Annotated in this window: 21 protein-coding genes; 6 read left to right on the top strand and 15 right to left on the bottom strand. The window is 68.9% G+C overall.

Annotated elements, in window-relative coordinates:
* The first annotated feature begins 39 nt into the window (after positions 1-39).
* The 3 genes from iolE to CFB89_RS06830 all read left to right on the top strand — a co-directional run bounded on the left by iolE (position 40) and on the right by CFB89_RS06830 (position 2,457).
* Positions 40-969 (top strand): myo-inosose-2 dehydratase, encoded by a 930-nt coding sequence (gene iolE, locus CFB89_RS06840; protein WP_089467238.1) that lies wholly within the window; start codon positions 40-42, stop codon positions 967-969.
* Between the two features lie 57 nt (positions 970-1,026).
* The gene (iolB, locus tag CFB89_RS06835; protein WP_089467237.1) at positions 1,027-1,845 is read left to right on the top strand and encodes a 5-deoxy-glucuronate isomerase; all 819 of its coding nucleotides are present in this window, start codon (positions 1,027-1,029) and stop codon (positions 1,843-1,845) included.
* Positions 1,846-1,962: 117 nt separating this feature from the next.
* Entirely contained in the window at positions 1,963-2,457 is a 495-nt protein-coding gene (locus CFB89_RS06830; protein WP_089467935.1) for a heme-degrading domain-containing protein, read from the top strand.
* Positions 2,458-2,504: 47 nt separating this feature from the next.
* Here the strand turns inward: CFB89_RS06830 and CFB89_RS06825 are convergent, their stop codons facing one another.
* From CFB89_RS06825 to CFB89_RS06790, 8 genes are all read right to left on the bottom strand, one after another.
* A complete protein-coding gene (locus CFB89_RS06825) occupies positions 2,505-3,251 on the bottom strand; it encodes a glucose 1-dehydrogenase (RefSeq protein WP_089467236.1) in 747 nt (248 codons plus the stop codon).
* Between the two features lie 168 nt (positions 3,252-3,419).
* Positions 3,420-4,124 (bottom strand): ABC transporter ATP-binding protein, encoded by a 705-nt coding sequence (locus CFB89_RS06820; RefSeq protein ID WP_089467235.1) that lies wholly within the window; start codon positions 4,122-4,124, stop codon positions 3,420-3,422.
* On the bottom strand, positions 4,121-4,873 hold the full coding sequence (locus CFB89_RS06815) for an ABC transporter ATP-binding protein (RefSeq protein WP_089467934.1): 753 nt from the start codon (positions 4,871-4,873) through the stop codon (positions 4,121-4,123). The genes CFB89_RS06820 and CFB89_RS06815 overlap by 4 nt, the downstream gene beginning before the upstream one ends.
* Positions 4,870-6,099, bottom strand: a complete 1,230-nt coding sequence (locus CFB89_RS06810; RefSeq protein ID WP_089467234.1) for a branched-chain amino acid ABC transporter permease — start codon at positions 6,097-6,099, stop codon at positions 4,870-4,872. Before CFB89_RS06810 ends, CFB89_RS06815 begins: the two co-directional genes overlap by 4 nt.
* A complete protein-coding gene (locus tag CFB89_RS06805) occupies positions 6,092-7,027 on the bottom strand; it encodes a branched-chain amino acid ABC transporter permease (protein ID WP_089467233.1) in 936 nt (311 codons plus the stop codon). The genes CFB89_RS06810 and CFB89_RS06805 overlap by 8 nt, the downstream gene beginning before the upstream one ends.
* A 9-nt stretch (positions 7,028-7,036) precedes the next feature.
* The gene (locus CFB89_RS06800) at positions 7,037-7,474 is read right to left on the bottom strand and encodes a thioesterase family protein (protein WP_089467933.1); all 438 of its coding nucleotides are present in this window, start codon (positions 7,472-7,474) and stop codon (positions 7,037-7,039) included.
* A 148-nt stretch (positions 7,475-7,622) separates the two neighbouring features.
* Positions 7,623-8,159: an NUDIX domain-containing protein gene (locus CFB89_RS06795; RefSeq protein WP_089467232.1), complete on the bottom strand. Its 537-nt coding sequence runs from the start codon at positions 8,157-8,159 to the stop codon at positions 7,623-7,625.
* Positions 8,160-8,281: 122 nt separating this feature from the next.
* Positions 8,282-9,562: a YbfB/YjiJ family MFS transporter gene (locus tag CFB89_RS06790; RefSeq protein WP_089467231.1), complete on the bottom strand. Its 1,281-nt coding sequence runs from the start codon at positions 9,560-9,562 to the stop codon at positions 8,282-8,284.
* A 125-nt stretch (positions 9,563-9,687) separates the two neighbouring features.
* Between CFB89_RS06790 and CFB89_RS06785 the strand changes: the two genes are divergently transcribed.
* Complete coding sequence (locus tag CFB89_RS06785; RefSeq protein WP_089467230.1) at positions 9,688-10,602, top strand: LysR family transcriptional regulator; 915 nt, start codon at positions 9,688-9,690, stop codon at positions 10,600-10,602.
* Positions 10,603-10,752: 150 nt separating this feature from the next.
* Here CFB89_RS06785 and alaS read toward each other — a convergent pair whose 3' ends face one another.
* Positions 10,753-13,377 carry an alanine--tRNA ligase gene (gene alaS, locus CFB89_RS06780; protein ID WP_089467229.1) on the bottom strand — a complete coding sequence of 875 codons (2,625 nt, stop codon included), beginning with the start codon at positions 13,375-13,377 and terminating at the stop codon, positions 10,753-10,755.
* A 254-nt stretch (positions 13,378-13,631) separates the two neighbouring features.
* On the opposite strand from alaS, the gene CFB89_RS06770 reads away from it, so the two are divergent.
* Positions 13,632-14,852, top strand: a complete 1,221-nt coding sequence (locus tag CFB89_RS06770; protein ID WP_089467228.1) for a CaiB/BaiF CoA-transferase family protein — start codon at positions 13,632-13,634, stop codon at positions 14,850-14,852.
* Between the two features lie 138 nt (positions 14,853-14,990).
* Here the strand turns inward: CFB89_RS06770 and CFB89_RS06765 are convergent, their stop codons facing one another.
* A complete protein-coding gene (locus tag CFB89_RS06765) occupies positions 14,991-15,539 on the bottom strand; it encodes an alpha/beta hydrolase (protein WP_089467227.1) in 549 nt (182 codons plus the stop codon).
* A gap of 193 nt (positions 15,540-15,732) precedes the next feature.
* Positions 15,733-15,942 carry an ornithine acetyltransferase gene (locus CFB89_RS06760; protein ID WP_011656605.1) on the bottom strand — a complete coding sequence of 70 codons (210 nt, stop codon included), beginning with the start codon at positions 15,940-15,942 and terminating at the stop codon, positions 15,733-15,735.
* A gap of 254 nt (positions 15,943-16,196) precedes the next feature.
* Here CFB89_RS06760 and CFB89_RS06755 point away from each other — a divergent pair, with 254 nt between their 5' ends.
* Complete coding sequence (locus CFB89_RS06755; RefSeq protein ID WP_089467226.1) at positions 16,197-17,906, top strand: glutamine--tRNA ligase/YqeY domain fusion protein; 1,710 nt, start codon at positions 16,197-16,199, stop codon at positions 17,904-17,906.
* A gap of 85 nt (positions 17,907-17,991) precedes the next feature.
* Here CFB89_RS06755 and CFB89_RS06750 read toward each other — a convergent pair whose 3' ends face one another.
* From CFB89_RS06750 to CFB89_RS06735, 4 genes are all read right to left on the bottom strand, one after another.
* A complete protein-coding gene (locus CFB89_RS06750; RefSeq protein WP_089466718.1) occupies positions 17,992-19,320 on the bottom strand; it encodes an IS4 family transposase in 1,329 nt (442 codons plus the stop codon).
* Positions 19,321-19,474: 154 nt separating this feature from the next.
* The gene (locus tag CFB89_RS06745; RefSeq protein WP_089467225.1) at positions 19,475-19,948 is read right to left on the bottom strand and encodes an NUDIX hydrolase; all 474 of its coding nucleotides are present in this window, start codon (positions 19,946-19,948) and stop codon (positions 19,475-19,477) included.
* Positions 19,949-19,956: 8 nt separating this feature from the next.
* Entirely contained in the window at positions 19,957-20,343 is a 387-nt protein-coding gene (locus CFB89_RS06740) for a hypothetical protein (protein WP_089467224.1), read from the bottom strand.
* Between the two features lie 125 nt (positions 20,344-20,468).
* Positions 20,469-21,815, bottom strand: coding sequence for a cytochrome-c peroxidase (locus CFB89_RS06735; RefSeq protein WP_089467223.1), 1,347 nt, complete (start codon positions 21,813-21,815; stop codon positions 20,469-20,471).
* Between the last annotated feature and the right edge of the window lie 70 nt (positions 21,816-21,885).

Raw genomic sequence — 21,885 nt, 5'->3', positions numbered from 1 at the left:
CGCGCCGAGACAACCCCATTCGAACCCAGGAAACACGTCATGAGCTGGAACGTCCGCATCGGTATCAATCCCCTGTCATGGATGAACGACGACCTGCCGTCGCTCGGCGGCGAGACGCCGCTCGAAACGGCGCTGAAGGAAGGCGCCGAAATCGGCTATGCGGGCTTCGAGCTCGGCAACAAGTTTCCGAAGACGGGCCCCGAACTGAAGGCGAAGCTCGCCGAATTCGGGCTCGTGTGCGTGTCGGGCTGGTATTCGGGCTTCCTCGCGGAGCTCGCGCCGGGCATGACCGACGCCGATGCCGTCGCGGCGGAAATCGAGCGCTGCCGCGCGCACATGACGAAGCTGCAGTACAACGACGTGAAGGTCGTCGTGTACGGCGAATGCGCGGGCACGATCCAGGGCAACATCGACATGCCGGTCGCGAAGCGGCCGCGTTTCGTCGACGACGCCGCGTGGCGGCGCTATGCGGCGCGCCTCGACGCGTTCGGCGCGCACCTGCTCGACACGTACGGCATCAAGCTTGCCTACCATCACCACATGGGCGCGTACGTCGAGTCGCCGGACGACGTCGACCGGCTGATGGCGCTGACCGATCCCGCGAAGGTGTTCCTGCTGTTCGACACCGGCCATGCGTATTTCGGCGGCGCGGCCGACCCGGTGGCGCTGCTGAAGAAGCACGTGTCGCGCGTCGCGCACGTGCATTGCAAGGACGTGCGGCCGCAGGTCGTCAACCGGGCGCGCAACGACGGCTGGAGCTTCCTGAACGGCGTGATCAACGGCACCTTCACGGTGCCCGGCGACGGCGCGCTCGACTACGACGCGACGCTGCGCACGCTGAAGGACGCCGGCTACGAAGGCTGGCTCGTCGTCGAGGCCGAGCAGGACCCGGCCGTCGCACCGAGCTATGCGTATGCGAAGAAAGGCTACGAGTCGCTGCGCGCGATCGTCGACCGGTTGAGCGCGTGAGTTCGCACGCCAGCGCCGGAGCGCCCGAGCCCTACCCTATTGCGGAGACCCATTTTCATGACGATTTCCCCTCTGCTGGTCAAGGCATCCGCCGACCGCGAAATCTGCAACGTCACGCCCGAATCGGCCGGCTGGAAACACGTCGGCTTTCGTGCGCTGCGCCTGACGGCCGGTGATACCGAAACGCTCGACACCGGCACCCGCGAATTGTGCGTGGTCGTGCTGACGGGCACGGTGCGCGCCGAAGTCGACGGCGAAACCTACGATGCGCTCGGCAAGCGCGACAGCGTGTTCGACGACGTGTCGCCGGACGCACTGTACGTACCAGGCGGCAAGACCGTCACGCTGGTGGCGACGCGCGATGCGGAAGTCGCGCTGTGCACCGCGCCGTACGCGAGCGGCGACAAGCGCGTGCAGCGTCTCGACGGCGAGCGGATGCGCCGCTCGGTGCGCGGGCAAGGCACCAACACACGCTACGTGTGCGACATCCTGATGGGCGACAACCCGGCGGCCGACCGGCTGCTCGTCGTCGAAGTCGTCACGCCGGCCAGCCATTCGAGCAGCTATCCGCCGCACAAGCACGACCGCGACGCGGCGCCTGATGAAACGTCGCTCGAGGAAACCTATTACCACCGGATCGATCCGCCGCAGGGCTTCGCGTTCCAGCGCGTGTACACCGACGACCGCAGCCTCGACGAGGCCTGCGCGGTCGAGAACCACGACGTCGTGATGGTGCCGCGCGGCTATCACCCGGTCGTTGCGCCTCACGGCTACAACCTGTACTACCTGAACGTGATGGCGGGCCCAAGCCGCGCGTGGGCGTTCAAGAACGATCCCGCGCACGAATGGATGCTCGATGCGGCGCCGAAACGCTGAACTGCTGAAGAAGTGCTGAAACGCCGAAGCACTGAATGGAAGACGGGCCTGCGCGCGGCCCGTGACGATGCGACGCCCGGCACGCGCCTGCAGAGCCGGCAACGCTACGGAGCCGCCATGGTGACGCCCCCCTTTCGCCTCGAACCCCACGCCTTCGACGACGACGCGTCGAACCCGGCGCTGCCGCACTTCAATGCGGCCGTCGCGCGCCGCATCGGAGAAATCGCAGTCAACCTCGCGTCGCGCCGCGGGCTGCCGATCGCGGTCGGCATCGTCGGCGGACAGGCGCCGCTGTTCTACTGCGCACTCGACGGCAGCGGCGCGCACGACAGCGATGCGATCCGCCGCCGACAGAACACGGTGCTGCGTTTCGGCCAGAGTTCGCTCGCGGTCGGCGCGTGCTTTCGCCGTGCCGGCTGGTCGCTGCGCTCGCACGGCCTGTCGGACGACGACTACGCGCTCGACGGCGGCGGCGTGCCGTTGCGGCTCGCCGGCGCCGGCATCGTCGGCGCGATGACGATCGCGGGGCTCGGCTCCGAAGCCAATCACGCGCTCGTCGTCGAATGCCTGCGGTGGCACGTCGGCGCGCATGCGCTGGCGATGAGCGCGTAGCGGCGCGAACGGCGCACACGCACCGTTCGCGTGGACTGCGCGGATGCTCAGCGCAGCCCGCCGCTCGCGACGAGACGCTCGCCGGTCAGCCAGCGTGCGTCGTCCGACGCGAGGAACACGGCGACCGACGCGATGTCGTTCGGCTCGCCGAGCCGGCCGAGCGGCGTCTGGCTACGCACCTGTGCGTCCATATCGGAACCGATGATGCCCGCACTGTGCGTGCCTTCGGTCACGACCATCCCCGGGTTGATCGCGTTCACGCGGATCTTGCGCGGGCCGAGTTCGAGCGCGAGCACGCCGGTGATCGCGTCGACCGCGCCCTTCGTGCCGCTGTACACGGCGCTGGCCGGCGGCGTGATGCTGGTCACGACCGAGCTGATGTTGATGATGCTCGCGCCTTCGCCGAGATGCTTGACCGCCGCCTGCGTGGTCAGCAGCACGCCGAACACGTTCGTGTCGAACTGCCGGCGGTAGTGTTCCTCGGTGATCGCTTCGATCGGCGCGAATTCGTACACGCCGGAGTTGTTGACGAGCACGTCGAGACGGCCGTACGTGTCGATCGCGGTATCGACGATGCGCTGCGCATCGGCGGCCTTCGACACGTCGCCGCCGACCGCGACCGCGCGACCGCCCGCTTCGGTGATCGCGCTCACGACCGCATCGGCGCCCGCCTTGCTGCTCGCGTAGTTGACGACGACGGCCGCGCCTGCTTCGGCCAGTGCCTTCGCGATGCCCGCGCCGATGCCCTTCGATGCGCCCGTGACGATCGCGACCTTGCCTGCCAGCTTGCTCATGATTTCATTCCTCAGTCAGAAAACCTTCGATGGTTGGCGCCGGTTGCCGCGACGATGGGTTGCGGCGGCAATCGGCCTGACTGGAAATTTACGTTGCGGCGCCGCAGCGATAAAGCGGCTCGACGCGAATTGACTGGCGGAGTTTGCCGAACAATCGACCGGGCGCGGTCAGCCGGCGCTCAGCCACGCGTCGGCCACCTCGCCGTGCAGCCCGTCGAGTGCGCCGTCGTGGACGATCCGTCCCCGCCCCATCACCGCCACGCGCCGCGCGAGCCGCGGCGCGAGCTGCAGCCGCTGCTCGATCAGCACGATCGCGACGCCGTCGGCCTGCAGCGCGGCGAGACACGTGCCGACTTCGTCGACCGCGAGCGGCGCCAGCCCCTCGGCCGGTTCGTCGACGATCAGCACGCGCGGGCGGCCGGCGACTGCGCGCACCAGCGCGAGCACCTGCTGCTCGCCGCCCGACAGCCGCCCGGCCTTCACGTCCGCGCGCGCGGCCAGCAGCGGAAAACGCTCGAACAGGCGGTCGAGCGCCGTCCGTTCGGCCGCGCCGCTTGCGCCGCGCAAACCGAGTCGCAGGTTGTCGCGCACGCTCAGCAGCGGAAACACGTCGCGGCTTTCGGCTACGTAAGCAACGCCACGCCGCGCGATCTCGAACGTGCGCGCCCCCGCGCACTCGGCGCCGGCGATGCGCACCGAGCCGGCCGTGCGCACCAGCCCCATCACGGCCTTCGCGAGCGTCGAGCGCCCCGAGCCGTTGCGGCCGAGCAGCGCGAGCGTCTCGCCCGGCGCGAGCGCGAGATCGACGCCGTCGAGCACGGGCTGCCTCCCGTACCATGCGCGCAGCCCGCGAATGTCGAGCACCGCGCTCATGCCGCCCCCTCGCCCAGGTACGCGGCGCGCACGCGCGGATCGGCGCGGATCGCGTCGGGCGCACCGGTCGCGACCACCGTGCCGCGCACGAGCACCGTGATGCGCTCGGCGAAACCGAACACCGCGTCCATGTCGTGCTCGATCATCAGCACCGTGCGGCCCTGCGTCGTCGCCCGGATCAGCGCGATCATCCGCGCGGCCTGCGCGCGGCTCATGCCGGCCGTCGGCTCGTCGAGCAGCAGCGTGCGCGCGCCGCTCGCGAGCGCGATGCCGAGATCGAGCGCGCGCTGCTCCGCATAGCCGAGTTCGCCGGCCGGCGTGTCGCGCCGCGCGTCGAGGCCGATGTCGTGCAGCACTCGCGCGGCAGCGAGATCGACCGACGCGGATTCGCGCAGCCGGTTCCACCAGCGCCGCCGTTCGGCCGGCGCATGCAGCGCCGCGCAGCGCAGGTTGTCGAATACGCTCAGGCGCGCGAACGCGCTCGTCTGCTGGAAACTGCGGCCGATGCCGAGGCGGCTCGCGACGACCGGCCCGCGCCCGCGCAGCGCGACGCCATGCAGCATGACGCGCCCGCGCGTGGGCCGTGTCGCGCCCGCGATCACGCCGAACAGCGTCGACTTGCCGGCGCCGTTCGGCCCGATCAGCGCGTGGCGCTCGCCGGCCGCGATGCTCAGATCGACACCGTCTAGCACGGTCTGCGCGCCGAAGCGCTGCACGATGCCGTGAAGCGCGATCGCGTTGCCATTCATCGCGCGTCCTCCCGCGTGCCGGTCGCCGCGCCGTGCCCGAGCCGCGCACGCCAGCCCCACAGCAGCATGCCGATGCCGGCCGCCGAACACGCGACGGCCCAGCCGATCGGCGTATCGGCGTCGATGCCCCATGCGCCGAACGCGACGCCCGTGCCGTCGTCCTGCGCGAAGCGCCACGCATAGCCGAGCTCGGCCGCGCAGACGATCGCAACGCCCCAGAACGCGCACGCGCCGACGCCGCATGCCATGCGCCACCGCTCGAGCGCCGGCGCGCCGGGCCGCAGCGCCTGCGCGAGCGCCCGTGCAATGCCCGCGATGCCGCCCGGCGCGGCGACGACGATCGCGACGAACAGCACGCCGAGATACAGCGCCCACGCGCGCGACACGCCCGCGACGACGACGCTCAGCGCGGTCAGCACGGCCGCGCCGGCCGCCGGCCCGAAGAATGCGCCGGTGCCGCCGATCACCGCGGCGATCAGCACGGTCGCCGAGCGCGCCATCGATACGCTGTCGGGCGTCGCGATCTCGACGTCGATCAGCGTCAGCGTGCCGGCGACGCCCGCGAAAAACGACGCGCAGGTGACCATCGCGAGCCGCACGCGGCGCGGATCGGTGCCGAGCGCGGCGACGCGCGCCGGGTTGTCGCGCACCGCGTTCGCGAGCCGCGCGAGCGGCGTGCGGGACAGCGCATGCATCGCCCAAGCCGACACGACGCACCACGCGGCGATCAGCGCATACGCGTGCGCCGGCGCGCCGAACTGCGCGTTGCCCCACGGCGCGCCGCTCGCGCGGTCGATCGGCACGCCGCCGATCCCGCCGAACCACACCGGGACGCTCCACGCGGCCGCCGCGACGCATTCGCCGAGCCCGAGCGTGATCATCGCGAACGCGGTGCCGGAACGGCGCGTCGCCAGCAGCCCGGCGACGCATCCGAAGCCCGCGCCGGCCACGCCGCCGACGAGCGGCAACAGCGGCAGCGGGCCGCCGATGCGATTGAACCAGTGCGCGGCCGCGAACGCGCCGAGGCCCGCGAACGCCGCGTGCCCGAACGACAGCAGCCCGGTCGTGCCGAGTTGAAGGTTGTACGACAGCGCGAGCACGACGAGCGCGGCCGTCTGAGCCAGATAGCCGAGCACCGCGCCATGCGGCCACAGCCACGCGGGCAGCGCGAAACATGCGGCGAACAGCGCCCAGCGCACGCCTGCGGCGAGTGCGCGGCTATGCATCGACACGCTCGCCGAACAACCCGCGCGGCCGCGCGACCAGCACCGCGACGAGCAGCAGGTACGGCACCAGCGGCGCCAGTTGCGCGATCGACACCGCGGCCACGCTGTCGGGCAGCGCGATGCCCGTCCATTGCGCGAGATCGCGCAGCGACGTGTCGCTCGCGGCCGCGAAGGTCTGCGCGAAGCCGACCGTGAGCGACGCCACGAACGCGCCGCCGAGCGAACCCAGGCCGCCGATCACGACGACCGCGAACACGACCGAGCCGACGGTCTCGGCCAGCGCGGGCTCGATCACCGCGAGCGGCGCGCCGATCACGCCGGCCAGCGCCGCGAGCGCGGTGCCCGCGCCGAACAGCGCCGTCATCACGCGCGGCACGTCGTAGCCGAGCGCCTCGACCGCCGCACGATGCGTGAGCGCCGCGCGCACGACGAGCCCGATGCGCGACGCCCGCAGCAGCACGCCGAGCGCGACCAGCATCGTCGCGGACATCGCCATCATGAACAGCCGGTAACGCGGCAGCGCAAGACCGAACACGTTCGCGGGCGCGCCGTCGAACAGCGGCGGCACGGGCGCCGGCAGCGGCGCGAGGCCCCACGCGAGTTTCGCGCCCTCGCCGATCAAGTAGGCGAGACCGAAGGTCAACAGCAGTTCGCTCGTATGGCCGCGCGCCTGCACGCGGCGCAGCAGCGCGCGTTCGCAGCCGGCGCCGAGCAGCCCGACCGCGAGCGGCGCGAGCACGAGCGCGGGCCAGAAGCCCGCCTGAGCCGCGATGCTGTAGCCGACATACGCGCCGAGCATGTAGAAGCTCGCATGCGCGAAGTTGAGCACGCCCTGCACGCTGAAGATCAGCGTGAGGCCGGCCGACAGCATGAACAGCAGCAAGCCGTAGCTGAGGCCGTTGAAGGCCTGGAGCGCGAATGCGTGCACCGCGTGCCGTCAGGCGGCGAGCGGTTCGAGCGCGGCGCGCAGCGCGTCGGGCAGCGGCACCGGGCGGCGCGTGCCGCGATCGACGTACACGTGCACGAAATGCCCCTGCGCGGCGGGCGACGCATCGCCTTGCGCGAACAGCCCGACCTCATAACGCACGCTCGACGTGCCGAGCTTCACGACGCGCAGCCCCGCGTCGACCAATTGCGGGAACACGAGCGGCGCGAAGTAGTTGCACTGCGTCTCGACGACCAGCCCGATCGTCTGCCCGTGCTCGACGTCGAGCACGCCCGCGCGGATCAGGTACGCGTTCACGACGGTGTCGAAGTAGCTGTAGTAGACGACGTTGTTCACGTGCCCGTAGACGTCGTTGTCCATCCAGCGGGTCGTGATCGGCAGGAAGTGGCGATAGGCGTCGCGCGGACGCGGTTGCGGCTTGTCGGACATGGCGATGGCGCTCAGGACGATGAAAGCGGTTGGGACGACGGGGATGATGCGCGGCGGCCGCATGACACGGCGCGCCGGCAGGAAACGCAGCCCCGCGCCGCGATCACGCGCGGCACGGCGGACGACACCCTGCGGGCAGGCCGGCCCGTCACTGCCCCGGCCGGTCGACGAATTCGAAATCGAGGCCGCGCGCGCGCATCCAGTCGGCGAGCGCGACGCCCGTGCCGGCGCGCCACGGGCGCAGCAGCGGCGGATCGACGAGCTTGTATTCGAGCAGTTCCGGCGATAGCGACACCGTGCCCGACGCCCGCACGTGGTACGCGATGATCAGTTCGTTCTTGCGGATGAATTCGTACACGCCGACGAGCGACACGTGCTCGGCCTTCAGCGCGGTTTCCTCGAACACCTCGCGCGCGATGCCGTCCTCGGGCGTTTCGCCGTTTTCGAGGAAGCCGGTGATCAGCGCGAACATCCCTTCGGGCCACGCGGCGTTGCGCGCGAGCAGGATCTTGCCGTCGAGTTCGACGATCGCGGCGACGACGGGCAGCGGATTGTTCCAGTGCACGTAGCCGCAGGTGTCGTCGGGACAGGCCTGGCGGATGCGGCCGCCCTCATGGTCGGGATCGGCACGCTCGGTCAGCGGGTTCGCGCAGCGCGGGCAAAAGCGGTAGTCGGCGGTGGTCATCGATGGGGATCTGGCGAGCGCCCGGCATCGGCCTGCAGGCCGCGTCGCGCGTCCGCTCGGCGCGGAAAAGGCTTCATTCTAGCGAGTTTGCCCGCGCCCGAGACGATCCGGCCCCACCGGCGTCAGGCGGACCGGCGCCCGCGTGCGGCGCGCGCCGCGAAGCCGCCGGCGCCGATCAGCAGCGCAGCCGCCGCGACCCACAGCGCGGGCGTAAACGACCCGAAGCGCGCGGCCAGCGGCGCCGCGACGAGCGGCCCGAGGATCTGCCCGACGCCGTACGACGCGGTCGCATAGCCCATCAGCCCGGCCGCGCGCTCGCCGTGCAGGCGCCGGGCCTCGCGCATCGCGAACAGCGTGATCGCGGTGAACGGCAACCCGAGCAGCGCGCTGCCGACCGAGAAGCCGGCCGCGTTCGGCCACACGAGCCCGGCCGCGATGCCGAGCGCCTGCGTCGCGCAGCCGGCCGCCAGCAGCAGCCGGTTGTCCCAGTGCCCGGGCAGCCGCGCGGCGGTGATCGCGCCGACGATCAGCGCCGCACCGAACATCGGCCAGAACAGGTCGGGCCACGGCGAGCCGGCCGGCAGCGCGGCGCGCGCGATCACCGGCAGGAACGTCGCGGTGATGATGTAGCCGAAGCCCGGTGCGCCGTATAGCGCAACGAGCCACGCGGCGTCCGCGCGGTGGCCTCGCGTGTCGGCCCGCGCGGCCTGGGTGGCCGACGCTCCGGTGGCCATATGCGGCGCGGCGGCCGGCGGCGTCGCCTGCGCGTGCGCCGGGGCCGGGGCCGGCGCCGGCGCCGGGGCCGCGCCGAACGTGCGCCAGATCGCGACCGACAGCACGGCCGACAACGCCGCGAAACCGAGCCAGCCCACCGCCGCGTGTTGGCCGGCCAGCGCGCTGCCGATCAGGCCCGTCACCACGATGCCGACGCCTGGCCCCGCATAGATCACCCCGCTCCATTCGGGCGCATGCAGGTCGGCCAGCCGCCGCAGGCCCCACTGCGACACGAACACGAACGTCCACGCACTGACGACGCCCGCGACGAAACGCACGACGAGCCACACCGGCAGCAGGTGACCGACGCCCATCGCGGCAGTCAGCAGCACGGTCGCCGCGAGCCCGAAGCGCACCATCCGCGCCGGCGCGACGCGCAGCGCCGCGCAACTGAGCGCGCCGGCAAAGTACCCCGCATAGTTCGCCGACGCGAGCCAGCTGCCGGCTTTCAGGCCGATCGAGCCGTCCGCGAGCATCAGCGGCAACAGCGGCGTGAACGCGAAACGGCCGACGCCGAGCACGACGGCCAGGCCGACCATGCAGGCGAGCGCGGCCGCGCGGGCGCGGCGGTCGGCCCGGTCGGACGAAAGGACGCGGGCGGCTGCGGTCAGGGCATCGAAGCGGGACATGGCGGCAAAGGCCGGCGCGTCGCGCACGCCGGCCGGATCGGAAATCGGAATGGGTTCATCCTAGCTTGACCAACCATTCTCGAAAAATGAATAATTAAGAATCAACCCATCCATCGGAGAGAATCATGGACCTGGCGGCGCTGGCGATCTTCCGGGCGGTCGTGCGCGAGAACGGCGTGACGCGCGCGGCGGCCAAGCTCAATCGCGTGCAGTCGAACGTCACGACGCGCATCAAGCAGCTGGAGGAAGAACTCGGCGCGGCGCTGTTCGTGCGCGACGGCCGCCGGCTCGTGCTGACGCCGGCCGGGCATACGCTGCTGCCGTATGCGGAGCGCCTGCTCGCGCTCGCCGACGAGGCGCGCGACGCGGTGCGCGAGGACACGCCGCGCGGCCGGCTGCGGCTCGGCACGATGGAAAGCACGGCCGCGAGCCGGCTGCCGGCCCTTCTCGCGCGCTACCACCATGCGTGGCCGGACGTGTCGCTCGAACTGCTGACGGGCACGACGGGTTGCCTGATCGACCGCGTGCGCGACTTCGAGATCGACGCCGCGCTGTTCGCGCGCCCGCCCGAGCCGGACGCGCTGCCCGACACGTTCGAGACGGTGCCGATTTTCCGCGAGGATCTCGTGCTGCTCACGCCGCGCGGCCATCCGCCGGTGCGCACGCCGCGCGACGTGATCCTGCCGACGCTGATCGCGTTCGAGCGCGGCTGCGCGTATCGCAAGTACGTCGAACAGTGGTATGCGGCGCACGGCGTGAAGCCGGCGCGCGTGCTCGAACTCGGCTCGTATCACGCCATCGTCGCGTGCGTCGCGGCCGGCGCGGGCATCGCGGTCGCGCCACGCTCGGTGCTCGATCTGCAGCCCGGGACCGACAACATCGCCGCGCACGCGATTCCCGAACTCGCCGGCATCGACACGCTGCTCGGGTGGCGGCGCGGTTATGCGTCGGCGGCGCTCGCAGCACTCCGCGATGCGCTCACCGAAGCCACGCGGCAGCCTGACGACGCGGCGAAGCCGGCCGCGACCGTGCCGGCCTGACCCGGGTTCGCGCGCCGCCGTGGCGATCGCGACGCGCACAACTTGCCCAGCCGGCACAAACAAAACGACCCGACCGGCACTGCCGATCGGGTCGTTTTTCGATTCACGCGATGCCGTCGGCGCGACGGCATCGCATCGGTCGTGCAACGATCAGAGCCGTTCTTCGACCCAGCCCTTCACGCCGGCCAGCGCGCCCGGCAGGTTCGCCGGCTCGGTGCCGCCCGCCTGCGCCATGTCCGGACGGCCACCGCCCTTGCCGCCCACTTGCTGCGCGACGAAGTTCACGAGTTCGCCGGCCTTGACCTTCTTGCTCGCGTCCGGCGTGACGCCCGCGATCAGGCTGACCTTGCCGCCTTCGACGGCCGCCAGCACGATCGCCGCGCGCTTCAGCTTGTCCTTCAGCTTGTCGACCGTTTCGCGCAGCGTCTTAGCGTCCGCACCGTCGAGCGTCGCGGCCAGCACGTACACGCCGCCGATTTCGACGGCCTGCTGCGCGAGCTCGTCGCCCTGGCTCGACGCGAGCTTCGACTTCAGCGCGCCCAGTTCCTTCTCGAGCGACTTCACCTGCTCCTGCACCTGCGCGATCCGCTGCGTGAGTTCCGACGGCTGCGCCTTCAGCGCGGCCGCGGCTTCGTTCACACGTGCGTCGAGTTCCTGCACGTAGCGCACCGCGTTGTCGCCGGTGATCGCCTCGACGCGGCGGATGCCGGCCGCGACGCCGCCTTCGACGACGATCTTGAACAGGCCGATATCGCCGGTGCGATGCACGTGCGTGCCGCCGCACAGTTCGCGCGAGAAGCCGAGGTCGAGCACGCGCACTTCGTCGCCGTACTTCTCGCCGAACAGCGCCATCGCGCCGCCCTTCACCGCTTCGTCGTACGGCATCACGCGCACGATGCCCGGCGCGTTCGCGAGGATTTCGTCGTTGACGATCTGCTCGACGCGACGGATTTCGTCATCGGTCATCGGTGCGTTGTGCGCGAAGTCGAAACGGGTCTTGTCCGCGTCGACGAGCGAACCCTTCTGCTGCACGTGCGCGCCGAGCACTTCACGCAGCGCCTTGTGCATCAGGTGAGTGGCCGAGTGGTTGCGCTGCGTGCGGGCGCGGCGGTGCGCGTCGATTTCCGCGCGCAGGACGTCGCCGACCTTGAGCGTGCCCTGCTCGAGCGTGCCGTGATGACCGATCACGTCGGCCTGCACCTTCAGCGTGTCGGCCACAGCGAAGCGCGTCGCGGCGTTCGCGAGCACGCCCTGGTCGCCGACCTGGCCGCCCGATTCCGCATAGAACGGCGTGTGGTCGAGCACGACGACCGCGTCCTGGCCGGCCTTCACTTCGTTGACGGCCGAGCCGTCGACGTACAGCGCGACGACCTTCGCGTCGTCGAACGCGATTTCCTCGTAACCGTGGAACGTGGTTTTCGCGCCCGAGTATTCGAGGCCCTGCGTGGCCTTGAACTTGCCGGCCGCGCGCGCCTGCTCGCGCTGGCGCGCCATCGCGTCGTCGAAGGCCGGCTCGTCGACGGTCATCCCGCGCTCGCGGCACACGTCGGCCGTCAGGTCCAGCGGGAAGCCGTAGGTATCGTGCAGCTTGAACGCGAGCTCGCCGTCGAGCACCTTGCCGCCCTTCGCGTCGACGTCGGCCAGCGCGGCTTCGAGGATCGACATCCCGTGCTCGATGGTTTCGAAGAAGCGCTCTTCTTCCTGGCGCAGCACGTCGGTCACGCGCTGCTCCGCTTCCTTCAGTTCCGGATAGGCGGTGCCCATCTCGGCGACGAGGTCGGCCACCAGCTTGTGGAAGAACGCGCCCTTGCGGCCCAGCTTGTAGCCATGGCGGATCGCGCGGCGCACGATCCGGCGCAGCACGTAGCCGCGGCCTTCGTTGCCGGGGATCACGCCGTCGACGATCAGGAACGAGCATGCGCGGATGTGATCGGCGATCACCTTCAGCGAGTTGTTCGTGAGGTCGCTGATCTCGGTCACGCGCGCGGCGGCCTTGATCAGGTTCTGGAACAGGTCGATCTCGTAGTTGCTGTGCACGTGCTGCAGCACCGCGGCGAGACGCTCGAGGCCCATGCCGGTGTCGACCGACTGCTTCGGCAGGCGCGTCATGTTGCCCTGCGCATCGCGGTTGAACTGCATGAACACGAGGTTCCAGATCTCGATGTAGCGGTCGCCGTCTTCTTCGGGCGACCCCGGCGGGCCGCCCCACACGTCCGGGCCGTGATCGTAGAAGATTTCGGTGCACGGGCCGCACGGGCCGGTGTCGCCCATCGTCCAGAAGTTGTCCGACGCGTAGCGCGCGCCCTTGTTGTCGCCGATCCGGATGATCCGCTCGGTCGGCACGCCGACTTCCTTCGCCCAGATGTCGTACGCTTCGTCGTCTTCCTGGTAGACGGTCACCCACAGCTTGTCCTTCGGCAGCTGGTAGACCGTGGTCAGCAGCTCCCACGCGAACTTGATCGCGTCGTGCTTGAAGTAGTCGCCGAACGAGAAGTTGCCGAGCATCTCGAAGAACGTGTGGTGGCGCGCCGTGTAGCCGACGTTCTCGAGGTCGTTGTGCTTGCCGCCCGCGCGCACGCTGCGCTGCGCCGTCGTGGCGCGCGAGTACGGGCGCGGGTCCGTGCCGAGGAAAACGTCCTTGAACTGGACCATGCCCGAGTTCGTGAACATCAGCGTGGGGTCGTTACCGGGCACGAGGCTCGACGAGCGGACGATCGTGTGGCCCTTCGATTCGAAGAATTTGAGGAATTTCTCGCGGATTTCGGCAGCTTTCATGGCGTGCGGGGACAGTCTGGCAAAGACGGCTTCAAACGCCGGCGCCCCAGGCGGGGCGCACGGCGGCATGGATTCGGAAACGATCGATTATACGGGATCGGGGCCGGCTTCCGGGCAAAGCGCGGGCAAGGCGGCCCGGCTATCCGGACGACCGGCCTGGGCCACCCGCGCGGCCGATTCGCCTTAAGATGCTCGGGATGCCAATCGGCCTTGCCCGACAACGCAGGCCCGCCATGAAAGGAGACGATTCGACGATGGGTGCCCTGAGCCATATCCGCGTGCTGGACCTGACCCGCGTGCTCGCGGGCCCGTGGTGCGCGCAGACCCTCGCCGATTTCGGCGCGGACGTGATCAAGGTCGAACGCCCGGGCGCCGGCGACGACACGCGCCACTGGGGGCCGCCGTACCTGAAGGACGCGGACGGCGCGGATACCGCCGAAGCCGCTTACTATCTCGCGGCGAACCGCAACAAGCGCTCGGTGACGATCGACATCGCGACGCCCGACGGGCAGCGGATCGTGCGCGAGCTCGCCGCGCAAAGCGACGTCGTGCTCGAGAACTACAAGGTCGGCCAGTTGAAGAAATACGGGCTCGACTATGAATCGCTGCGCGCGGTGAAGCCCGACCTCGTCTACTGCTCGGTCACCGGCTTCGGCCAGACGGGGCCGTACGCGCATCGCGCGGGCTACGACTTCATCGTGCAGGGGATCGGCGGCTTCATGAGCATCACCGGCGAGCGCGACGGCGAACCGGGCGGCGGCCCGCAGAAAGCCGGCGTCGCGATCGCCGATCTCGCGACCGGCCTCTATTCGACGATCGCCGTGCTCGCCGCGCTCGCGCACCGCGACCGCACGGGCGAAGGCCAGTACATCGACATGGCGCTGCTCGACGTGCAGGTCGCGCTGCTCGCGAACATGAACACCAACTTCCTCGCGAGCGGCAAGCCGCCGGTGCGCTGGGGCAACGCGCATCCGAACATCGTGCCGTACCAGACGTTCCAGACGCGCGACGGCTGGATCATCGTCGCGGTCGGCAACGACGGGCAGTTCCGCAAGTTCGTCGAGGCGGGCGGCCGGGCCGAGCTGGCCGACGACGAGCGCTTCGCGACGAACCCGTCGCGCGTGCGTCACCGCGACACGCTGGTGCCGATCCTCGCGGAGATGGTGAAGGCGCGCGACAAGGCCGACTGGATCGGCGCGCTCGAAGCGGCCGGCGTGCCGTGCGGGCCGATCAACGAACTCGACGAGGTGTTCGACAACGAGCAGGTGGTTGCGCGCGGGATGCAGGTATCGCTGCCGCATCCGTGCGGCGCGGACGTGAAGCTCGTGCGCAACCCGATCCGGATGAGCGCGACGCCGCCCGACGCGCGCACGGCCCCGCCGCTGCTCGGCGCGCAGACGGAAGACGTACTGCGCGACATGCTCGGCTACGACGATGTGCGGATCGCCGCGTTGAAGGCGAAGCAGGCGATCTGAGCGCGGTTCGAGCGGCGGCCTCGCGATGGCCTCGCGGTGGCTGCGGGGCGCGCGCGGCGGCGTATCAGGCGATCGCCTGCGACCGATACGCCGATCGAACGCGCCACGCGAACCAACGAGATTGACGGAGTCGACGGGTCAGCGCGCCAGCGCATCGAGCCAGCCGCGCGCTTGCGGCCAGTCGCCGAGCCCGCTGTCCGCGTTGATGTGGCCGCGCGGGCCGAGGTCACGGAACGTGCTGCCCCACGCGTTCGCGCAGCCGCGTGCGAACGCGAGCGAACCGTACGGATCGTCGCTGCTCGCGACCACGCAGGTCGGAAACGGCAGCCGCTCGTGCGGGACCGGGCCGAACCCGTGCGCGTCGACCGGAAACGCCGGCCCGGCCGGATCGGGCAACGCGACGAGCAGCGCGCCGCGCACTTTCGCGAGCGCGGCCGGCCGCGCGTAGCGGGTCGCCCACCACGCCGTGGTCAGCGTACCGAGGCTGTGGCCGGCGATCAGCACGGGCCCGCGCGCGGCTTCGACCGCCCGGTCGAGCGCGAGACACCAGCCGTTGCGGAAAGCGTGATCCCAGTCAGGCATCGCAATCCGCACGAAACGCGGATCGGCGCGCTCCCAGCGGCTCTGCCAGTGAAGCGGGCCCGAATTGGCGTAGCCCGGCAAGACGAAAACGACGGGGTCGGTCATGGAGGGATTCGTCGACGAATGGAATCGTGTTGTAGCGTCGACGCAGTGTCGCACACCCGCCTCTCCCTGATGGTGCCTGTCAAAATCCGGGGGATGTGCATGACCTTCAAGCGGGTCGTGACGCGCTCAGGCAGGCGTCACGACCGGGCCGGCGGTCGGGTGAGCCCGCGTCGCGGGCGCCCGCCGGCGTGAATCAGCGTACGCCGGCGCCGACCAGGCCGCCTGCCGCCGCGCCGGCCACCGTGCCGACCGGGCCGCCCGTGATCAGGTAGCCGAGCGCGCCGCCCGCGGCCGCGCCGATACCGGCATTGCGCTGCGTATGCGTCATCGCGCATGCGCCGAGTTGCGACAGGACCGCGACGATCACCGCGGTACGAACGAGAAAAGTGGTCTTCTTCATCATGGTTGTTGGTTTCCTCCCGCCCCGCAAAAGTTGCGAATGGCGGCATTGACTCGGTGAAGGCATCATAGGAAACGCCGAACGACGTCGGCAATCCGATTTACGTCGTGTTACAGCCGACACACACTCGATATATTGGGATACACGTCGCGAACGGACCGCGCCCGACCCGCAGGCCGCGCGGGACGGACCCCGGTCAGGTAGAATTACAGGATTAAACCGGCGCGACGCGCCGACACAACCCTGACGCCAACCGCATGAGCACCGAACGCAACGACGCCCCCGCGGCTTCCAATTTCATCCGCAACATCATCGACGACGACAACCGCACCGGCAAATGGGGCGGGCGCGTCGAGACGCGCTTCCCGCCCGAGCCGAACGGCTATCTGCACATCGGCCACGCGAAGAGCATCTGCCTGAACTTCAGCGTCGCGCGCGACTACGGCGGCGTGTGCCACCTGCGCTTCGACGACACGAACCCGGAAAAGGAAAGCGTCGAATACGTCGACTCGATCGTCGACGCGGTGCGCTGGCTCGGTTTCGACTGGCGCAAGGATGCCGTCGATCATCAGTATTTCGCGAGCGACTACTACGACAAGCTGTACGAATTCGCCGAGCTGCTGATCCAGCGCGGCAAGGCGTACGTCGACAGCCAGAGCGCCGACGAAATGCGCGCGAACCGCGGCTCGCTGACCGAAGGCGGCAAGCCGTCGCCGTTCCGCGACCGCACGCCGGCGGAAAACCTCGACCTGTTCCGCCGCATGAAGGCGGGCGAGTTCAAGGAAGGCGAGCACGTGCTGCGCGCGAAGATCGACATGGCGTCGCCGAACATGAACATGCGCGACCCGGTGATCTACCGGATCCGCTACGCGCACCACTACCGCACCGGCGACGCATGGTGCGTGTATCCGATGTACGACTACACGCACTGCATCTCGGATGCGCTCGAAGGCATCACGCACTCGCTGTGCACGCTCGAATTCGAGGATCATCGCCCGCTGTACGACTGGGTGTTGAACGAACTCGCGGAAGCCGGCGTGTTCACGCGCCCGCTGCCGCAACAGATCGAATTCTCGCGGCTGAACCTCACGTACGCGATCACCAGCAAGCGCAAGCTGCTGCAGCTCGTCACCGAAGGCCACGTCGACGGCTGGGACGACCCGCGCATGCCGACGATCGTCGGCGTGCGCCGCCGCGGCTTCACGCCGGAGAGCATTCACCTGTTCTGCGAGCGGATCGGCGTGACGAAGATCGATTCGTGGATCGACATGAGCATCTTCGAAGGCGCGCTGCGCGACGACCTCGACGACAAGGCCGCGCGTACGGTCGCGGTGCTCGATCCGCTGAAGCTCGTGATCGACAACTATCCGGAAGACCTCGAGGAAGCCTGCACGGCGCCCGTGCATCCGCACCATCCGGACCGCGGCGTGCGCACGTTCCCGATCTCGCGCGAACTGTGGATCGAGCGCGAGGATTTCGTCGAGCATCCGCCGAAGGGCTATTTCCGGCTGTTCCCGGGCAACAAGGTGCGCCTGCGCTACGGCTACGTGATCGAATGCACGGATTTCGACAAGGACGCCGACGGCAACGTGACGGCCGTGCACTGCAACTACTTCCCGGACAGCAAGTCGGGCACCGAAGGCGCGAACACGTACAAGGTCAAGGGCAACATCCACTGGGTCAGCGCGAAGCACGCGCAGCCGGCCGAAGTGCGGATCTACGATCGCCTGTTCAAGGAGCCGCACCCGGATGCGGGCGGCGCGAACTTCCTCGAGGCGCTGAACCCCGATTCGAAGAAGATCGTGCAGGCGTACGTCGAGCCGGGCAACGGCGACGTCGCGCCGGAAACGCGCCTGCAGTTCGAGCGCCATGGCTACTTTGTTGCAGACCGTGTCGATTCGAAGCCGGGCAAGCCGGTGTTCAACCGGATCGTCGGGTTGCGCGACAGCTGGGGCAAGCCGGCCTGACGGCCTGCGCCGCGCGGCGGCGGGCGGCTTCGCAAGCCGCCCCGCTGCCTGCCATGAAAAAACCGGCTCGAGGGCCTAATGCCGTTCAGTTAAGGTTCTTTTTAAGGACACGGACGGCATAGCGTTTTGGCACGGCCTTCACGGCCCGCTCGAATTTTCGAGCGGGCCGTTCTTCTTTGAGTAGCGCGACCAGACGTAGTCGCAGTCGTTGCAGCAGGGCTGGGAGTTTGCCCTGCGCACGGGTAACCGCGGCCCAGTGCAATTCGTACTGGATGACGTGGAAGGCGCGCACGAAGCTAATCTCGGTCGGCTCGCACTTCACCGCAAGCGCGGCCTTGGCAATCTCCAATCGCACGAGGTTGTAGGCAATCAGCGCGCCCCAGATTTCCTGATACACCCCCTCAACGCTGCGGCTGCGCAGGATCGGCGCCATGCCCATCATCGTCTGCTTGAGTTCTCGATAGCTGGTTTCAATTTGCCAGCGGCGCGCATAGCAGGCCACGATATCGGCGCTCGTGTAGCGTTTTCGGTCGAACAGTGACGTCAGCAGTACGCGCTTGCGGGCACTTGAGTCGACCAGGGTGACGGCTCGCGCCTGCCACACCTCTGGCAGGTCCGGGCATTTCTTGCGTGCCTGGGGCGACACGCGCATGCTTACCACCGCATCATCAGGCGTTCCCTCGATGACTTCCCATTTGGTGTTGGCCTTGGCCGGGATGAGGAAGTGACGGTTCGAACCCGCGCGGCTCAAGCCACACAGGATTTCTGCAGATAGAAACCCCTTGTCGAATACCGTCAGCGAATCATCGGGGATGGCGTCGAGCAGATCCTTGGCATATAGCATCTCGTTCGTGCCATACGGACCGAACGCCGCGCTGCGGATCAGGTGCGTGGGCACGGCAGTCAGCGTCACGCCACGGACCTGCGGATAACTGGCGATGGTGTTGCCGGCATAAACCTGGGCGCCGAAATGAGCCCGATGTTCGGGGGTGTCCGCCGTCCTGAGCGTCGTGCCATCCATCGCAAACAGGCTCAACCCCTTGAACAGGTATTGTTTGCGGTCCTGCTCGGCCCACGCCTTGGCCGACAATTCGAACAGCGCCTTCAGTGGTTGCGCGCCCAGGCGCTGCCGGGCCTGAGCGACAGCGCTCTTGCTGACGAACGGCGCCTGCATATCCGGTAGCGCAAGATCGAGATCGTCGACAACCTCGCTGATCGATTGATGCCGATACAATGCCAGCGCAATAACCAGCCAAACAACCTGTTCAGCGGGCAAGCGGCGTTGCCGGATGCTCGCCCGTCCCGTGTAAGCCACCACCTGCTCAATCCACTCGTAGGGCAAGTGCTCACCCAGACGAGCCCAGTCGGGCGTCTCCTGTTCTTCAGCGAGAAAATTCAGGGTGTCATCAAGCATGGCGACGCAGGTTAACAGCCTCCATCACCGTTTACAACACCCAAAACAAAAATGCCGTTCAGTTCTTAACTGAACGGCATTAGGCTCGAGGGCCGGTTTTTTCATGGACGTGCGCCGAAGGACGGCCGGCGGCAACGAAAACTGCGGCGCCCGTTCACGTGCCCGACAAGCGCCGATGCAGTTCCACCAGCGACAGCTTCGTGCGAAACAACCGCGCGAGACTGCGGCTCGCATAGGTGTCGACGTCGCTCGGCGCGGTCCAGCGGTACGCATCCATCTCGGGAATCATCGAGCCGTCGCGACGGCTCGGAAAGAGCGACGTACACGTGCACTGAGCCGGATCGATCTCGCCTTCGGCCACCTGCACCGCGAACAGGTGCAGGCCCTTGTCGTGCCGGTACGCGAAGCGGCCGAGATCGAGCAAGCGCGCCGGTGCGAATTCGATCCCGGTTTCCTCGAGCAGTTCGCGCAGCGCGGCGTCGGCCGGCGTCTCGCCCGGCTCGCCCTGCCCCTTCGGGATATCCCAGTGCGTGGTGTCCGTCGCGTGCGCGAGGAACACGCGGCCACCCGCATCGAGGATCACGACGCCGCACGATACCGTGCGCGGCGCGCCGCCCCGCTTCGTCATGCGCGTGCTCAGCGCTTCTGCAACTGCCACTTGCCCGTGGCCGTCTTGCAGTAGACGGGCTTGAGCGTCATCGTCTGGCCCTTCGCGGTGATTTCGGTCGAGATTTCGCGGCAGGTCTTGCCGTCCGTCTCGGTCGTGCTCGGCGTGAGCTTCGCGTCGATCTGCGTGCCGCGGCCGCTGCTCTGCCACGTCGTGGTTTCGCCGTCCTTGCCTTCGTCGCGGGCCTGCACGACCGCCTTCGTGAGCGATGCGCGGTCGGTGTTGCTGAAATAGCTGATCGGCGTGTCGTTCAGGAAGTTCAGGTTGTTCTGCGCATGGGCGGGCAGCATCGCGGCTGCGCACGCGGCGCCGGCCAGCACGCGCGTGACGACGGAAAGGGATGCACGCATCGACATGTTTTTTCTCCTTGGATGTTCGATCGAACGGCGCGGCGCATGCCGGCGAACCGGGGGCCGGCCCTCCGGCGCGCGCCACGCCCGTCAGCGAGCGAGCATAGCATGCGTGCCGCAAGGACCGTCTTCTAGCGCGCAGCAGACGCGGCCGTCGGTTGATATCCGTCAGTCAGCGTGCCGAGGAACGCGATCACGTCCTTGATCTCGGCCGCATTCAGCGCCGGCCGATCGCCGCGCTTGCGGTCGAACGGCGGCTCGCGGTTGATGTTCGGCCAGTAGCGCTTCGGCAAATCGTCGTAGATCTGCACCTTGCCGTGCACGACCGGGTAGAACTTCTCCGGATGGATGTCGCGTTCGACGTAGAAGCGCATCACGTCCTCGAGCGAGTGATACACGCCGTTGTGGAAGAACGTCTTGCGCAGCGCGACGTTACGCAGCGACGGCGTGCGGAACAGCCCGCAGAATTCGTCGCGTCCCTTCAGGTCGGTGCGTTCGGGGCCGCATGCGCCGAGATCGTAAAAGCGCGGGTCGCGATTGACCGGCAGCGCGCGGTTGCGCGGCACCGCGATCGCGATCAGCCCGAAATCGCTGAACTGCGGCGGGCCGCCCTCGAGCGTGCGCTGGCTGATGTGGCAGCTCGCGCAGTTGCCCTTCTTCTCGTCGTTGAACAACTGCAGCCCATGCAGCTCCGCGGGCGTGAGCTGCGCGTGGCCGGCGAGATATGCGTCGTATTTGCTCGTGTACGGATCGAACAGCGCAGGCTGCTGCTGAAATGCGTCGAGCGCGCGCAGCACCGCATCGAACGTCGCCTGGTCGTCGCCGAGCACCGGGTCGCCGAACGCCTTGCGGAACGCGTCGGCATACGGCGCGGCGCGCACCGCCTTCGCGACCCGTGCGGGCGAACTGCTCATCTCGAACGGCGACGTGAGCGGAATGCGCGCCTGCGCGTCGCGCGTGTCGACGCGGCCATCCCAGGTCAGCCCGCCGGTCGGACCCGCGTCGATGCTTTCGTCACCCTCGTCCGGCGAATCGTGGAAGTGCTCGCTGAACGGCGGGATGCCGCGCAGGTACTTCAGCGACGGCACCGCGCGAAAGCCGGTACGGTGCATGTCGTCGCCGCCCAGTTGCACCGACAGCGCGTTCGGCGGCCCGAACGCATGCTCGGCGCTGTGGCACGACGCGCAAGCGAGCTTGCCGGACCCGGACAGCGACGGATCGAAGAACAACTGCTTGCCGAGCGCCGTCATCTGCTTCACGCCCTCGAACACCTGCGCGCGCGTCTGCGGCTGGCCGGCCGGCGCGACCGCCGGAACGGGAGCGGCTTGGGCCGCCGGTACGACGGACGCGGCCGATGCGGTCGTGCCGGGCCGCGCATCGCAACCGGCGAGCGCCGCGAGCGCGCCGACCACCGCGAGCGTCGCCGCGGCCGGGATCAGCGATCGCGCGGACGCGAAGGATTTCAGAAGGGTGTGCATCGTTGTTCTGGTAGCGGTGGGCAATCGGCCGGAGCTTATGTCAGTTCCGTGACCGTTGAATGACGTTCTA

This window comes from Burkholderia sp. AU16741 (assembly GCF_002223345.1).
Taxonomy (GTDB): Bacteria; Pseudomonadota; Gammaproteobacteria; order Burkholderiales; family Burkholderiaceae; genus Burkholderia; species Burkholderia sola.
This window is presented reverse-complemented; position numbering and strand designations above follow the sequence as displayed.

Bases quoted from the DNA above. Each gene is read 5' to 3' on its own strand.
- CFB89_RS06735 (WP_089467223.1), bottom strand. From the start codon at position 21,815: ATGCACACCCTTCTGAAATCCTTCGCGTCCGCGCGATCGCTGATCCCG.
- CFB89_RS06815 (WP_089467934.1), bottom strand. From the start codon at position 4,873: ATGAATGGCAACGCGATCGCGCTTCACGGCATCGTGCAGCGCTTCGGC.
- CFB89_RS06745 (WP_089467225.1), bottom strand. From the start codon at position 19,948: ATGACGAAGCGGGGCGGCGCGCCGCGCACGGTATCGTGCGGCGTCGTG.
- CFB89_RS06770 (WP_089467228.1), top strand. From the start codon at position 13,632: ATGGGTGCCCTGAGCCATATCCGCGTGCTGGACCTGACCCGCGTGCTC.
- CFB89_RS06760 (WP_011656605.1), bottom strand. From the start codon at position 15,942: ATGATGAAGAAGACCACTTTTCTCGTTCGTACCGCGGTGATCGTCGCG.
- CFB89_RS06820 (WP_089467235.1), bottom strand. From the start codon at position 4,124: ATGAGCGCGGTGCTCGACATTCGCGGGCTGCGCGCATGGTACGGGAGG.
- CFB89_RS06740 (WP_089467224.1), bottom strand. From the start codon at position 20,343: ATGTCGATGCGTGCATCCCTTTCCGTCGTCACGCGCGTGCTGGCCGGC.
- iolB (WP_089467237.1), top strand. From the start codon at position 1,027: ATGACGATTTCCCCTCTGCTGGTCAAGGCATCCGCCGACCGCGAAATC.
- CFB89_RS06765 (WP_089467227.1), bottom strand. From the start codon at position 15,539: ATGACCGACCCCGTCGTTTTCGTCTTGCCGGGCTACGCCAATTCGGGC.
- iolE (WP_089467238.1), top strand. From the start codon at position 40: ATGAGCTGGAACGTCCGCATCGGTATCAATCCCCTGTCATGGATGAAC.
- CFB89_RS06790 (WP_089467231.1), bottom strand. From the start codon at position 9,562: ATGTCCCGCTTCGATGCCCTGACCGCAGCCGCCCGCGTCCTTTCGTCC.
- CFB89_RS06810 (WP_089467234.1), bottom strand. From the start codon at position 6,099: ATGCATAGCCGCGCACTCGCCGCAGGCGTGCGCTGGGCGCTGTTCGCC.
- CFB89_RS06795 (WP_089467232.1), bottom strand. From the start codon at position 8,159: ATGACCACCGCCGACTACCGCTTTTGCCCGCGCTGCGCGAACCCGCTG.
- CFB89_RS06800 (WP_089467933.1), bottom strand. From the start codon at position 7,474: ATGTCCGACAAGCCGCAACCGCGTCCGCGCGACGCCTATCGCCACTTC.
- CFB89_RS06755 (WP_089467226.1), top strand. From the start codon at position 16,197: ATGAGCACCGAACGCAACGACGCCCCCGCGGCTTCCAATTTCATCCGC.
- alaS (WP_089467229.1), bottom strand. From the start codon at position 13,377: ATGAAAGCTGCCGAAATCCGCGAGAAATTCCTCAAATTCTTCGAATCG.
- CFB89_RS06830 (WP_089467935.1), top strand. From the start codon at position 1,963: ATGGTGACGCCCCCCTTTCGCCTCGAACCCCACGCCTTCGACGACGAC.
- CFB89_RS06750 (WP_089466718.1), bottom strand. From the start codon at position 19,320: ATGCTTGATGACACCCTGAATTTTCTCGCTGAAGAACAGGAGACGCCC.
- CFB89_RS06785 (WP_089467230.1), top strand. From the start codon at position 9,688: ATGGACCTGGCGGCGCTGGCGATCTTCCGGGCGGTCGTGCGCGAGAAC.
- CFB89_RS06825 (WP_089467236.1), bottom strand. From the start codon at position 3,251: ATGAGCAAGCTGGCAGGCAAGGTCGCGATCGTCACGGGCGCATCGAAG.